This is a genomic window from Streptomyces sp. NPDC051183, assembly GCF_040682455.1.
Lineage (GTDB): Bacteria > Actinomycetota > Actinomycetes > Streptomycetales > Streptomycetaceae > Streptomyces.
This window is the reverse complement of sequence record NZ_JBFBBA010000012.1, coordinates 105,988-120,512: the sequence shown is the minus strand read 5'-3', so window position 1 is coordinate 120,512 and position 14,525 is coordinate 105,988. Positions and strand designations below refer to the sequence as shown.

The window sequence follows — 14,525 nt, the reverse complement described above, 5'->3', positions numbered from 1 at the left end:
GGCGCCGCGGCCGCCGCCTCCCCGGAGGGGGCTGGGGCCCTGCGGGCCGGCGTTGTCGCGGACCCGGGTCCCGTACCGGTCGCGGGGCTTGCCCCGAGGCCCGCTCACCCCCAGCCGCCCGCCTCGTCACCCGCGCTCGACTTCGTCGCGCCGGTCAGCCCTGCGGCGGCGCCGCAGGCGGCGGGGCCCGTGCCTCTGGTCGGCGCGGCGTGCCCGACGGATCCGACGGGCTCCGGCCACGTCCCCCCGGACCCGCAGGCGGGCAGCCCGGTTCGGCCGGACTCGGGCTGCGACCCGGCCGCCGACGTGTCACCGGCCGGCCCCGCCCGGGCAGCCGCCGAGCCGTCCCCGGCGGATCCGCCCGCCCACGCCGCACCCGCAGGCAGCGCGCCGCAGCCGGAGGCGGCCACCGTGCCGCGGCAGAAGGACGGCACCGCCAGACCGCGGACAGCCGCGGCGGAGGGCGCCGGACTGCCCGACCCGCTGGACCATCCCGACCCCGAGGTCGCCGCCGAGGCCGCGGCCGTGGAGAACCTGTTGCGGTGCTGGGTCCGCGAGACCGGACTCGGTCAACCCGCCGGGCCCGTGCTCCGCATCGCCCTTCCCGCATCCGGCGCGGCCCTGCTCGTCGCCGTCCGCTACTGGTCTCCCGCGGGCTGGCACCGTTTCGCCCAGGTACGCCTCGAAGGCACCCCCGCCGACGCTCCGGCCGTCGACGCCGTCACCCTCGCCGCACTGATCTCCCGCGAGGGCACCGGCACAAGCGCAGGCACCGCCGCCACCGCCACCGGTGCCTGCGACCTCGTAGGCCGGGTCGCCGACTCGGTCCACCGCACCGCCGAGTTCATCGCCGACCGACGCCGGCGCCCGACCACCCCCGTCCCCATCGCCCTGGACCGCTTCCTCAGCGCCGAACAGTCCCTCCTCCTCGGTCACCCGCTGCACCCGACCCCGAAGAGCCGCGAGGAACTCTCCGCGGCCGAAGTGCGCCGCTACTCACCCGAACTCCACGGCTCCTTCCCCCTGCACTGGATGGCCATCGCGCCCTCCGTTCTCGCCACCGACTCGGCCTGGACCGAGCGCGGCCGCCCGATCCCCGCCGCCCAACTGCTCGGGCGGCTCGCCCCCGGCCTCCCGCTGCCCACCGGCACCACCCCCCTTCCCCTGCACCCCTGGCAGGCCCGCGACCTCCTTGAGCGCCCCGCCGTCGCCGCCCTCCGCGACGCGGGACTCCTGCACGATCTGGGCCCGTACGGCGAGCCCTGGTATCCGACCTCCTCCATCCGCACCGCCCACCGACCCGGCGCCCCCGCGATGCTCAAGCTGTCCCTGGGCCTGCGCATCACCAACTCCCGCCGCGAGAACCTCCGCAAGGAGCTCCACCGAGGCGTCGAGGTGCACCGGCTGCTCCGCACCGGCCTCGCCGAGCAGTGGCAGGCGTCCTACCCCGGCTTCGACATCGTCCGCGACCCCGCCTGGCTCGCCGTCGACGCCCCGGACGGGGGCCCCGTCCCCGGACTCGACGTCATGCTGCGCCACAACCCCTTCCGCTCGGGCGACGACGCCCTGTGCATCGCCGCACTCACCGCACCCTGCCCGTGGCCCGGCCGGACCGCCATGCGCTCCCGCCTGGCCGAGACCGTCTCGCGGCTGGCCGCCGCCACCGGACGTACGACCGCAGCGGTCTCCGCCGAGTGGTTCCTGCGCTACCTCGACCACGTCGTCCTGCCGGTCCTCGCCTTCGACGCGCTCGCCGGCATCGCCCTCGAGGCGCACCAACAGAACACGCTGGTCCTCCTCGACCCGGCCGGCTGGCCGGTCGGCGGCCGCTACCGCGACAACCAGGGCTACTACTTCCGCGACTCCCACCGCGCGGAACTGGAGCGCCGGCTCCCGGGCATCGGCAGCGTCAGCGACACCTTCGTCCCCGACGCCGTCACCAACGAACGCTTCGCCTACTACCTCGGCATCAACAACGTGCTCGGCCTCATCGGCGCCTTCGGATCCCAACGGCTCGCCGACGAACGCGTCCTGCTCGCCGCCTTCCGCCGCTTCCTCGGCAAGGCCGCGGGCCTCGGCCCGCTCCCCGCGCAGCTGCTCGACTCACCCACCCTGCGCTGCAAGGCGAATCTGCTCACCCGCCTGGGCGGCCTCGACGAACTCGTCGGTCCCGTCGATACCCAGTCCGTCTACGTCACCATCACCAACCCCCTTCACGATTGACGCGTCCGCACGGACGCGGAGAAGAGCCCCGATGCCCTCCACTTCCACCGAATCCCACACCGATGCCGCCGGCCGGGCAGCCGGCGTCCCGGACGCCAACGGCGAATTGCGCCTCAACGCCGAGCTGTTGCCGCTGCTCGCCGAGGCGGACCTCCTCGACTCCCCGGCGGGCTGGGGCTCCGTCACCACACATGCGGGCGCCTTCCGCCTGGAACCCGTACGGCTCGACCGGGACCTGGAGCTCCTCACCGGCTGGATGAACGACCCGGAGGTGGCCGCCTATTGGGAACTCGCCGGCCCCGCCGCCGTGACCGCCGCCCACCTGCGGGCGCAACTGGACGGGGACAGCAGCAGCATCCCCTGCCTCGGCATCCTCGACGGCGCTCCGATGGGCTACTGGGAGATCTACCGGGCCGACCTCGACCCGATCGCCCGCCACTACCCGGCGCGCCCCCACGACACGGGTATCCACCTGCTCATCGGAGACGGCACGAACCGCGGCAGGGGTCTGGGCACCGCACTGCTGCGCGCCGTCACCCATCTGGTGTTCGACAACCGTCCTCGCTGCACACGCGTCATCGCCGAACCGGACATTCGCAACACCCCCTCCGTATCAGCCTTCCTGAACTCCGGCTTCCGCTGCTCCGCGGAAATCGACCTGCCCGAGAAGCGAGCCGCTCTGATGATCCGCGAGCGGGCGCTGCGCAATCTCCTCTGAGTGCCGCCCCGCATCCCGCATCCCACCTCCACGCTCGCGTCCCGTCTTCCGTGTCCCGCGTCCCGCGTCCCCTCCATTCCTCACCGCTTCACGCCTCTCACCTCGAAAACTCTGCGTCGCGCAGCAAAGTTCCCGATCTCCGAGGAGTGCCGTGCCGAATTTCCCCGCCGTCCCCGACGCCACGGGCCCCGGCTCCGCCGCGCCCCCCGTGCCGCCGCCGTCCCAGCACCACCCGCACCCCTCGCACCCCTCGCACCCCTGCACACCGCCCGAGATCAACCGCGCGACCTGGGAATCCGCCTCCGCCCGACTGCTCGCCAAGCTGCTCGGCGAGTTCGCGTACGAGGAGATCATCAGCCCCGTGCCGGCCCCGGCCGCCGCCGGTGACGCCTGGACCCTGACCCTCGACGACGGCAGCAGCCTCGGCTTCCGGGCCCGCCGCCGCTCGTACGGCAGCTGGCACGTCACACCCGACACCATCACCCTCACACCGCCGCACCCCTCCCCGGATCCCCCGACCGCCTTCGGGGACCCGTACGCCTTCCTCGTCCGGACCCGCCGCCTCCTCGGCATCGACGGCGCGACCCTGGGCCACCTGGTCCGCGAGCTCAGCGCGACCCTCGCCGCGGACGCCCGCATCGAGCACACCGCCCTCACGGCAGACGTCCTCGCCGACCTCGACTACGCCTCCCTCGAAGGCCACCAGACCGGCCACCCCTGGCTCGTCCTCAACAAGGGCCGCATCGGACTGTCCGCCTCCGACACCGCCGCCTGGGCGCCCGAGGCCCGCACCCCGCAGCGCCTGCCCTGGCTCGCCGCCCACACCGCCCTCGCGACCTATCGCGGCACGTCCGGCCTCGAAGACCCCGCACGCCTCTACTCGGCCGAGCTCGACCCCGCCACCCGCGCCGCCTTCGACCGGGCCCTGCGCGAGCGCGGCCTCGACCCGCGCGGCTACCTCTACCTCCCCCTCCACCCCTGGCAGTGGGACGAGGTCGTACTCCCCCTCTTCGCCCCGGCCCTCGCCTCCGGTGCACTGGTCCCGCTCCCCGCGGACCCCGACGTACGCCTCCCGCAGCAGTCGATCCGCACCTTCCTGAACCTCACCCACCCCGAGCGGCACAGCGTCAAGCTGCCGCTCTCCGTCCTCAACACCATGGTCTGGCGCGGGCTGCCCTCCGACCTGGCGCTCGCCGCGCCCGCCGTCACCGCGTGGATCCACTCCATCCGGGACTCCGACCCCTTCCTCCGCGACGAATGCGGGGTGATCCTGCTCGGCGAGGTCGCCTCCGTCACCGTCCGCCACCCCGTCTACGACCAGCTCCCCGAAGTCCCCTACCAGTACAAGGAGCTCCTGGGAGCGATCTGGCGCGAGCCCCTGACCGGCCGCCTCGCCCCCGGCGAACGCGCCCGCACGCTCGCCTCCCTCCTCCACACCGACCCCCGCGGGCGGTCCTTCACCGCCGAACTCGTCGCCCGCTCCGGTCTCGCTCCCGCCGTCTGGCTCCAGCGGCTCTTCGCGGCCCTACTGCCCCCACTGCTCCACTTCCTCTACCGCTACGGCACCGTCTTCTCCCCGCACGGCGAGAACGCGATCGTGATCTTCGACGAGCACGACGTCCCGGTCAGGCTCGCGGTCAAGGACTTCGTGGACGACGTCAACATCAGCGACGAGCCGCTGCCCGAGCTGGCCGCGATGCCCGCAGAGGTCCGGGCCGTGCTCCTCACCGAGCCGGCCGACTTCCTGCCCCAGTTCATCCACTCAGGTCTCTTCGTCGGCGTCTTCCGCTACCTGTCCGCCCTCTGCGAGGACCGCCTCGGCGTCGCGGAGGACGAGTTCTGGTCCCTCGTACGCGCGGAGATCGTCCGCCACCAGGCCCGGTTCCCCGAGCTCAAGGACCGCTACGAGCTCTTCGACCTGCTCGGCGAGCGCATCGGCCGGCTCTGCCTGAACCGGAACCGGCTCTACGAGGACGGCTACCGGGACCGCCCCGACCGCCCGCACGCCGTGCAGTACGGCACCGTGCCCAACCCCCTGTACCGGCCGTGACGCCTCGTCGGTGCGGTCGCTGTCGGTGGCGCCCCGTAGGGTTGGCAGTGCTATGACGAAGCCCTCCCTCCCCGACCTGCTGCACGCCGCCGTATCCGCCGTCGGCGGCACGGAGCGCCCCGGCCAGGTGGCCATGGCCGAAGCCGTCGCCGAAGCGATCGACGACAACTCCCACCGGCTCATCCAGGCCGGCACCGGCACCGGCAAGTCCCTCGGCTACCTGGTGCCGGCCCTCGCGCACGGCGAGCGCGTGGTCGTGGCCACCGCGACCCTGGCCCTCCAGCGGCAGCTCGTCGAGCGCGACCTGCCACGGACGGTGGAGGCGCTGCACCCGCAGCTCCGCCGCCGCCCGCAGTTCGCCATGCTCAAGGGCCGCTCCAACTACCTCTGCCTGCACCGCCTGCACGAGGGTGCTCCGCAGGACGAGGAGGAGGGCCTCTTCGACCAGTTCGAGGCGGCGGCGCCCACCAGCAAGCTCGGCCAGGACCTGCTGCGCCTGCGGGACTGGGCTGACGAGACGGAGACCGGCGATCGGGACGACCTGACCCCCGGCGTCTCCGACAAGGCGTGGGGCCAGATCTCGGTCTCCTCGCGGGAGTGCCTCGGCGCGACGAAGTGCGCGTACGGAGCCGAGTGCTTCGCGGAGGCCGCCCGCGAGCGGGCCAAGCTCGCGGACGTGGTCGTCACCAACCACGCGCTCCTGGCGATCGACGCCATCGAGGGCGCCCCGGTGCTGCCGCAGCACGAGGTGCTGATCGTCGACGAGGCCCACGAACTGGTCTCGCGGGTCACCGGCGTGGCCACCGGTGAGCTCACCCCGGGGCAGGTCAACCGCGCCGTGAAGCGGGCGGCCAAGCTGGTCGACGAGAAGACGGCGGACTCCCTGCAGACCGCTTCCGAGTCCTTCGAGCGCGTGATGGAGCTGGCCCTCCCGGGTCGGCTGGAGGAACTCCCCGAGGACCTCGGCTACGCGCTGATGTCCCTGCGGGACGCCGCGCGCAACGTGATCTCCGCGATCGGCGCGACGCGCGACAAGTCCGTCCACGACGAGGACGCCGTCCGCAAGCAGGCCCTGGCCGCGGTGGAGAGCGTGCACGCGGTGGCCGAGCGGATCGTGAACGGCTCCGAGTACGACGTCGTCTGGTACGAGCGCCACGACCGCTTCGGCGCCACCCTCCGGGTCGCCCCGCTGTCGGTGTCGGGGCTGCTGCGCGAGAAGCTGTTCGAGGACCGCTCGGTGGTCCTGACCTCGGCGACCCTCAAGCTCGGCGGCGACTTCAACGGGGTCGCGGCCTCGCTCGGCCTGTCCCCGGAAGGGGTCGAGGGCGAGGACGTACCCGTCTGGCGGGGTCTGGACGTCGGCTCCCCGTTCGACTACCCGAAGCAGGGCATCCTCTACGTCGCGAAGCACCTGGCCACCCCCGGCCGCGAGGGCACCCGCGGCGACATGATGGACGAGCTCGCCGAACTGATCGAGGCGGCAGGCGGCCGTACCCTCGGGCTCTTCTCCTCCATGCGCGGCGCGAAGGCGGCCGCCGAGGAGATGCGCGGCAGGCTCGACAACCCCATCCTGCTGCAGGGCGAGGAGACGCTGGGCGAGCTGATCAAGGCATTCGCCGCCGATCCGGAGACCTGCCTGTTCGGCACCCTGTCCCTGTGGCAGGGAGTGGACGTGCCCGGCCCCAGCTGCCAGCTCGTGGTCATGGACCGGATCCCGTTCCCGCGCCCCGACGATCCGCTGATGAGCGCCCGGCAGAAGTCGGTCGAGGAGCACGGGGGCAATGGCTTCATGGCCGTGGCCGCCACGCACGCGGCCCTGCTCATGGCTCAGGGCGCCGGTCGTCTCGTACGGGCCACGGGCGACCGCGGAGTGGTCGCGGTTCTCGACCCCCGCCTGGCCACGGCCCGGTACGGGAGCTTCCTGCGGGCCACGCTGCCGGACTTCTGGTACACCACGGACCGCAACCAGGCCCGCCGCTCGCTGGCCGCGATCGACGCCAAGGCGAAGGCCGACGGGCAGTAGGTCCCGGGGCAGCAGGTCTCGGGAGCGCGAGCGGCAGCCATCGAACAGAACAGCCCTGGGACCGGCGCAGTGGGTCCCAGGGCTGGCTATTGGGCGGCCGGTCAGACCCGGCGCAGTACGGCGACGACCTTGCCGAGGATGGTGGCCTCGTCGCCGGGGATCGGCTGGTAGGCGGCGTTGTGCGGGAGCAGCCAGACATGGCCGTCCTCGCGCTTGAAGCGCTTGACCGTGGCCTCGCCGTCGAGCATGGCGGCGACGATGTCGCCGTTCTCGGCGACGGGCTGGCGGCGGACGGTGACCCAGTCGCCGTCACAGATCGCGGCTTCGATCATCGAGTCGCCGACGACCTTGAGGACGAAGAGCTCGCCGTCGCCGACGAGCTGGCGGGGGAGGGGGAACACGTCCTCCACCGACTCCTCGGCGAGGATCGGACCGCCGGCCGCGATCCGGCCGACCAGGGGAACATACGAGGCGGCGGGCTTGCCGGTGGTGTCCGTGGGCTGCGAGCTGGGCTGGTCGGAGCCGCGCACCTCGTACGCCCGGGGGCGGTGCGGGTCGCGGCGCAGGAAGCCCTTGCGCTCCAGGGCCATGAGCTGGTGGGCGACCGACGACGTGCTGGACAGGCCGACCGCCTGGCCGATCTCCCGCATCGACGGCGGGTAGCCGCGCCGCTGCACCGAGTCGCGGATGACCTCGATGACCCTGCGCTGCCGGTCCGTGAGCCCGGAGCTGTCGGCGCGGATGCCTGGAGGTCGTCCTGGCAGGGAGCGTGCGGGCCGCGCGGGCTCCGCCTCCGGGTTCAGGCTTGCGTCGTTCATGGCATGCACCGGCTCGAGTCGGCTCTGGGAGCGGTTCTGGGCAGTGATGGTGGCACTGTCTGCGGTGGTGGTCACGTCGGCCCCTCTCGAAATGTTCTCCCTAGCTGGACAACGGTAGTAGCTTTCGAAAGGTTGCGCCAAACACACGTTCGAGTGAAAAATCGCAGATCGTCCGTCGTGGGTACATCGCGAGGTGTATAGACGAACGGTCGACCGAACGCGGGTTCGGCCCGGCATCCACCGCTTACGGTACCCTTCCGGGTCGGGTCGCCGCCCTCCGGGCCGGGGCCCAGTCTGGCACCGCGAGGCCGCGTCTCCGGTCATCGGACACCGCGACACGCGGATCGACGTAAATCCACCGCAACGCAAGATCTAGTGGTTGGATGAGCGCTGCCACCCAGAAGTTGTGGTCCCCGGTCCGCCGTGGTCCTCGACATCGCATATGCTTGTGGCTGCTTCACGAGCCCCCGGCAGAGCCCGTCTCGGCCGTTCAGGGGCCTCGTGGGGTGATTCAGTCGTGCCAAGAGGGAGGGTGAGGGAACCATGCACTGCCCCTTCTGCAGGCACCCCGACAGCCGCGTAGTCGACAGTCGGACGACGGACGACGGCACGTCGATCCGCCGGCGCCGCCAGTGCCCCGACTGCTCCCGTCGCTTCACGACGGTGGAGACGGCCTCGCTGATGGTGATCAAGCGCAGCGGGGTGACCGAACCCTTCAGCCGTACCAAGGTCATCTCCGGCGTTCGCAAGGCGTGCCAGGGGCGGCCGGTCACCGAGGACGCCCTCGCCAAGCTCGGCCAGCGGGTCGAGGAGGCGGTGCGCGCCACCGGGAGCGCCGAGCTGACCACGCACGACGTGGGTCTGGCCATACTCGGCCCGTTGCAGGAGCTCGACCTGGTCGCGTACCTCCGGTTCGCGTCCGTTTACAAGGCTTTCGACACGCTTGAAGACTTCGAGACCGCCATCGCGGAACTCCGCGTGCCACGGTCTCACCCCGAAGAGTGCGAGCCCGCCGGGACCGGTTCGGTCCCCGTGCCCGCCTCCGCCGCCGACTGACCGGACGGCCCGTACCGCGCTGGGTTCGCAGCGCGGAGCGGCCGGTGGGTCCGGCGAAGAGACGTAGATACAAGACACAGCACCGTGCCGCGGAATAGCGCTGGCACTTTAGGGCGTTTTGCCCGCATTGGGAGGCGGCATGACAGAGACGGCGAGCAGCTCGGCACGTGGTTCCCGCGCCAAGGGGACCAAGGCTGCCAAGAGCGGCCTGCGTATCGAGCGCATCCACACCACCCCCGGCGTCCACCCGTACGACGAGGTGAGCTGGGAGCGCCGTGACGTCGTCATGACCAACTGGCGCGACGGCTCGGTCAACTTCGAGCAGCGTGGCGTCGAGTTCCCCGACTTCTGGTCGGTGAACGCGGTCAACATCGTCACCAGCAAGTACTTCCGCGGCGCGGTCGGCACCCCGCAGCGCGAGACCGGTCTGAAGCAGCTCATCGACCGCATCGTGAAGACGTACACGAAGGCCGGCGAGGACTTCGACTACTTCGCGTCGCCCGCCGACGTGGAGATCTTCGAGCACGAGCTGACGTACGCCCTCCTGCACCAGATCTTCAGCTTCAACTCCCCGGTGTGGTTCAACGTCGGCACGCCCCAGCCGCAGCAGGTCTCCGCCTGCTTCATCCTGGCCGTCGACGACTCCATGGAGTCGATCCTCGACTGGTACAAGGAAGAGGGCATGATCTTCAAGGGCGGCTCCGGCGCCGGCCTGAACCTCTCCCGCATCCGCTCCTCCAAGGAGCTCCTGTCCTCCGGCGGCAACGCCTCCGGCCCGGTCTCCTTCATGCGCGGCGCCGACGCGTCCGCAGGAACGATCAAGTCGGGCGGCGCCACCCGCCGTGCGGCCAAGATGGTCGTCCTGGACGTGGACCACCCGGACGTCGAGGCCTTCATCGAGACCAAGGTGAAGGAGGAGGAGAAGATCCGCGCGCTGCGCGACGCGGGCTTCGACATGGACCTGGGCGGCGACGACATCACGTCGGTCCAGTACCAGAACGCCAACAACTCCGTCCGTGTGAACGACGAGTTCATGACGGCCGTCGAGAACGGCACCGAGTTCGGCCTGCGGGCCCGCATGACCGGCGAGGTCATCGAGAAGGTCGACGCCAAGGCGCTCTTCCGCAAGCTCGCCGAGGCCGCGTGGGCCTGTGCCGACCCGGGCATCCAGTACGACGGTGTGATCAACAACTGGCACACCTGCCCCGAGTCCGGCCGCATCACCGCGTCCAACCCCTGCAGCGAGTACATGCACCTGGACAACACGTCCTGCAACCTCGCCTCGCTGAACCTGATGAAGTTCCTGAACGACGACGGCAAGGGCAACCAGTCCTTCGACGCCGAGCGCTTCGCCAAGGTCGTCGAGCTCGTCATCACGGCGATGGACATCTCCATCTGCTTCGCGGACTTCCCGACGCAGAAGATCGGTGAGAACACCCGCGCCTTCCGCCAGCTGGGCATCGGCTACGCCAACCTCGGCGCCCTGCTGATGGCGACCGGCCACGCGTACGACTCGGACGGCGGCCGCACCCTCGCCGCGTCGATCACCTCGCTGATGACCGGTACGGCGTACAAGCGTTCTGCCGAGCTGGCCGCGATCGTCGGTCCGTACGACGGCTACGCCCGCAACGCCGAGTCGCACAAGCGCGTCATGAAGCAGCACGCCGACGCCAACGCCGTCGCGCCGCGCACCGACGACCTGGACAACGTCATCTGGGCCGCGGCCACCGAGGCCTGGCAGGACGTCCTGCGCCTCGGCGAGAAGAACGGCTTCCGCAACTCCCAGGCCTCCGTCCTCGCGCCGACCGGCACCATCGGTCTCGCGATGTCCTGCGACACCACCGGTGTCGAGCCGGACCTGGCCCTGGTCAAGTTCAAGAAGCTCGTCGGCGGCGGCTCGATGCAGATCGTCAACGGCACCGTCCCGCAGGCCCTGCGCCGCCTGGGTTACCAGGAGGAGCAGATCGAGGCGATCGTCTCCCACATCGCCGAGCACGGCGTGGTCGTCGACGCCCCGGGCCTGAAGACCGAGCACTACTCGGTGTTCGACTGCGCCATGGGCGAGCGTTCCATCTCCGCGATGGGCCACGTGCGCATGATGGCCGCGATCCAGCCCTGGATCTCCGGCGCGATCTCGAAGACGGTCAACATGCCGGAGACGGCGACCGTCGAGGAGATCGAGGAGATCTACTTCGAGGCGTGGAAGATGGGCGTCAAGGCGCTCGCGATCTACCGCGACAACTGCAAGGTCGGCCAGCCCCTCTCCGCGAAGAAGAAGGAAGAGGAGAAGGCCGAGGTCACCGAGAAGGCCGAGGAGACCATCCGCGCGGCGGTCGAGAAGGTCATCGAGTACCGTCCGGTCCGCAAGCGCCTCCCGAAGGGCCGCCCGGGGATCACCACCTCCTTCACGGTCGGTGGCGCCGAGGGCTACATGACGGCGAACTCCTACCCGGACGACGGTCTGGGCGAGGTCTTCCTGAAGATGTCCAAGCAGGGTTCGACCCTCGCGGGCATGATGGACGCCTTCTCGATCGCCGTCTCGGTCGGTCTGCAGTACGGCGTCCCGCTGGAGACGTACGTCGCGAAGTTCACGAACATGCGCTTCGAGCCGGCCGGTATGACGGACGACCCGGACGTGCGGATGGCGCAGTCGATCGTCGACTACATCTTCCGGCGCGTGGCGCTCGACTTCCTGCCCTTCGAGACCCGCTCGGCCCTCGGCATCCACTCCGCCGAGGAGCGTCAGCGCCACCTGGAGACCGGCTCGTACGAGCCGCTCGAGGAGGAGCTCGACACGGAGTCGCTGACGCAGTCCGCCCCGCTGGCGGCTGTCCCCGCGGTGCCGGTGGCCCCGAAGCCGATCGCGGCCGTCCAGGTCCCGGCCCCCAAGACGGCGCACTCCAACGCCGAACTGGTCGAGATGCAGCTCGGCGTCTCCGCCGACGCCCCGCTCTGCTTCTCCTGCGGTACGAAGATGCAGCGCGCCGGCTCCTGCTACATCTGCGAGGGCTGCGGCTCCACCAGCGGTTGCAGCTGATACCGGGCGCGACCGCGTCGGATGCAGCGTTCGACGTAGTCCGCGCGGGTAGCTGACCAGCAGCTCACGAAGGGGATCGGCCTCAGGCCGGTCCCCTTCGTCGTGCCCGTGACCTGCCGTCGCCGTGCGTGGAGCTACCGAGCTCCTGCCCCACGGCGGAAACCGCGTTCAATAAGGGGCTTGAGGTGGTGACGCCTTCCGTGGCATGGTCCGAGTCATGATCAAGAGAATCGAGTCCTCCGTCCGCCGATGAGCGGCACGAGCGGGACGGGACTGCCCGGATCGACGGGACTGCCCGGATCGCCGACCACACTGTTCGGCCACGCGCTCCGGCTCCATCGGCTGGCTCCGGGGCGGCCGCTTCCGCGAGACGGGGAGCCGTATCCCGACCATGAGTTCGACCGTGGTCGGCCTCGGCCTCGGCCGAAGGCGCCGGACCGGCGCGCGGCCGGCAGGGACGTGGCGCTCATCCTGGACGGGCACTTCGCCCGTAGCGCTTCCCTGCCGAGCGAATTGGCCGGAGCCTTCAACGACGTCCACGTGCCGATCCACCCCGACGAACACATCGCAGCCGCTGCCGGGCGGGCGGACACGCAACGCGTTCGCGATACGGGCCGGTGGCTGGTCCGACACGGAACCGATCGCTGGTCGGTCACCGTGGGGCTCTCCCTGGTCGCCGCCGTGGGAACGGTCGACGACATCCCCCTGATCCAAACGATCGGCCTGCTGTCCGACCATTTCGGACCTCTCGCAGCGCACGCCTTGGAGGGCCTGCCCGGAGGCACCGGGGCGCTGCTCTGGCTCGCGGACCGAGTCGCCGGCTGGGGACGGGTCTACGTCGTGGAAGCCCTCTGCCGACTCGGTGATCCGATTGCCCGGCCCTGGCTCCTGCGCAGCGCATGCGATGGCGACTTCCTCAACGCGTACTTCGTCGGCAGTGTGGCCCGGGCCGCTGGTCTTCACGAAGTCGTCGCCGGGCTCGACGTGGACGACGAGATCACCGACCACACCGGCAGGCTGCTGCTGGTGATGACCTACAGCCAAGGCATGGGGACGACGCTCGCGAGCTATCCCCACGCCGAGGCGGTGCTGGCCGCACATCTGCGTCACCTCCGGCGTTCGGGGCCGTCGGGCAGCCGCTACTGCATCGCCGCGTGGCTGGCGAGCAGCCTGGGGGAGGGCAGCGATCGGGGTTCGGTGGGGCCTGTTCGGCGATGGCAGCCCTACAGGGACGACTACCTGGCCCTTCTTCGGCGTGACGACTGGTGCGAGGCGGCAAGGGATGCCCTCGCTGCCGGGGATCCCGGGGTCGTCCGGCTCGTGGAGACGGCATCGGGCCGTCGGCTGCGGGCGTTCGCCGACCTGCCCGATCTTTAGCTCACGGAGGGGATCGGCCATCGGCCGGTCCCCTCCGGCGTGCCCGGGGATGGGTGGTGCCGTATTTAGCTAATTAGCTCATGTGCTAAAAAGGTCGTATGGCTGAGAACAGCGAGACCGAAGACGAGGCCGGTGTCTTCCGGGCGCTCGCCGATCCCACGCGGCGCCAGATCCTGGAGGACCTGCGCGACGGGGAGCTGGCGGCCGGGGAGATCGCCGGCCGGTTCCCCATCAGTGCTCCGTCCGTGTCCCGGCACCTCGGGGTGCTGAAGTCCGCCGGGCTGGTGCGGGAGCGGCGCGAGGGCAACCGGATCCTCTACACGCTCGTCGAGGAGCGGCTGGCCGCCTCCGTCGGGCGGTTCCTCAGCATGGTGTGCCCGGAGCAGATCGTGCTCCGGCATCAGCGGCGCAAGACCGAGTCGGGGGAGAGCATGCAATGATCAGTCCGAAGATCGCGAGTGTCATCGAGCGGCGACTGCTCGTGAACTACCGGGTCGAGCCCGAGGCGGCGGCGAGGCTGCTGCCGGCGGGGATGCGGCCGCAGCTCGTGGGCGACTGGGCCGTCGCAGGGATCTGCCTGCTGAGGCTGGGGGACACCCGGCCGCGCTGGGCGCCCGCCGGCATCGGCGTGCGCAGCGAGAACGCCGCGCACCGGATCTCCGTCGAGTGGGACGGCCCGGACGGGATCGAGAGCGGAGTCTGGATTCCGCGCCGCGACAGCGGCTCCCGGATCAACGTCCTGGCGGGCGGCCGGATGTTCCCCGGAGCGCACGGGTCCGCCGTCTTCGACGTGCGGGAGACCCCGCAGGAGGTCGGGGTCGCCTACGAGACCAAGGACGGCTCCACCCGCGTACGGGTCGTCGCCCGGGTCGCGGACGAACTGCGCGGCAGCCGGCTGTTCGGCGACCTGGCCGAGGCCTCCGAGTTCTTCCGGCGGGGCGCCCGCGGCTTCTCGCCCGCGCGTGCCGCGGGCCGGCTCGACGGCATGGAACTGCACACGGACGCGTGGCGGGTGGAGGCCACCGAAGTCACCCGCGCCGAATCCTCCTTCTTCGAGGACCCCGAGCGCTTCCCGCCCGGCACGGCGCACTTCGACTGCGCCCTGCTGATGCGGGACGTGCCCGTGGAGTGGCACCCGCTGGACTCCGCCGCGAGCGCGGGGTGCGCTGCTCCGGCAGCGTGAAAGCGGGTTGGCGTCCAGGGCGCCGGCGAGCTATTCATTG

10 protein-coding genes are annotated in these 14,525 nt (G+C 71.1%); 9 read left to right on the top strand and 1 reads right to left on the bottom strand.

The window, feature by feature from the left end:
- Positions 1-189: 189 nt before the first annotated feature.
- The 4 genes from AB0M99_RS13460 (at position 190) to AB0M99_RS13445 (ending at position 7,014) form a co-directional block, all read left to right on the top strand.
- The gene (locus AB0M99_RS13460; RefSeq protein WP_365919815.1) at positions 190-2,223 is read left to right on the top strand and encodes an IucA/IucC family protein; all 2,034 of its coding nucleotides are present in this window, start codon (positions 190-192) and stop codon (positions 2,221-2,223) included.
- 31 nt (positions 2,224-2,254) lie between these two features.
- Positions 2,255-2,941 carry a GNAT family N-acetyltransferase gene (locus AB0M99_RS13455; RefSeq protein WP_365919707.1) on the top strand — a complete coding sequence of 229 codons (687 nt, stop codon included), beginning with the start codon at positions 2,255-2,257 and terminating at the stop codon, positions 2,939-2,941.
- Positions 2,942-3,149: 208 nt separating this feature from the next.
- A complete protein-coding gene (locus tag AB0M99_RS13450; RefSeq protein ID WP_365919813.1) occupies positions 3,150-4,991 on the top strand; it encodes an IucA/IucC family siderophore biosynthesis protein in 1,842 nt (613 codons plus the stop codon).
- A gap of 52 nt (positions 4,992-5,043) precedes the next feature.
- A complete protein-coding gene (locus tag AB0M99_RS13445; protein WP_365919705.1) occupies positions 5,044-7,014 on the top strand; it encodes an ATP-dependent DNA helicase in 1,971 nt (656 codons plus the stop codon).
- Between the two features lie 101 nt (positions 7,015-7,115).
- On the opposite strand, the gene lexA is transcribed toward AB0M99_RS13445, so the two are convergent.
- Positions 7,116-7,907, bottom strand: coding sequence for a transcriptional repressor LexA (lexA, locus tag AB0M99_RS13440; RefSeq protein WP_356874260.1), 792 nt, complete (start codon positions 7,905-7,907; stop codon positions 7,116-7,118).
- A 468-nt stretch (positions 7,908-8,375) separates the two neighbouring features.
- Between lexA and nrdR the strand changes: the two genes are divergently transcribed.
- The 5 genes from nrdR to AB0M99_RS13415 all read left to right on the top strand — a co-directional run bounded on the left by nrdR (position 8,376) and on the right by AB0M99_RS13415 (position 14,485).
- Positions 8,376-8,888, top strand: a complete 513-nt coding sequence (gene nrdR / locus AB0M99_RS13435; protein ID WP_365919703.1) for a transcriptional regulator NrdR — start codon at positions 8,376-8,378, stop codon at positions 8,886-8,888.
- Positions 8,889-9,027: 139 nt separating this feature from the next.
- Positions 9,028-11,925 (top strand): vitamin B12-dependent ribonucleotide reductase, encoded by a 2,898-nt coding sequence (locus AB0M99_RS13430; protein WP_365919701.1) that lies wholly within the window; start codon positions 9,028-9,030, stop codon positions 11,923-11,925.
- Positions 11,926-12,384: 459 nt separating this feature from the next.
- Positions 12,385-13,302 (top strand): hypothetical protein, encoded by a 918-nt coding sequence (locus AB0M99_RS13425; RefSeq protein WP_365919699.1) that lies wholly within the window; start codon positions 12,385-12,387, stop codon positions 13,300-13,302.
- Between the two features lie 98 nt (positions 13,303-13,400).
- Positions 13,401-13,742, top strand: coding sequence for a metalloregulator ArsR/SmtB family transcription factor (locus AB0M99_RS13420; RefSeq protein ID WP_365919697.1), 342 nt, complete (start codon positions 13,401-13,403; stop codon positions 13,740-13,742).
- Entirely contained in the window at positions 13,739-14,485 is a 747-nt protein-coding gene (locus tag AB0M99_RS13415) for a DUF2071 domain-containing protein (protein ID WP_365919695.1), read from the top strand. The genes AB0M99_RS13420 and AB0M99_RS13415 overlap by 4 nt, the downstream gene beginning before the upstream one ends.
- Positions 14,486-14,525 lie beyond the last annotated feature (40 nt).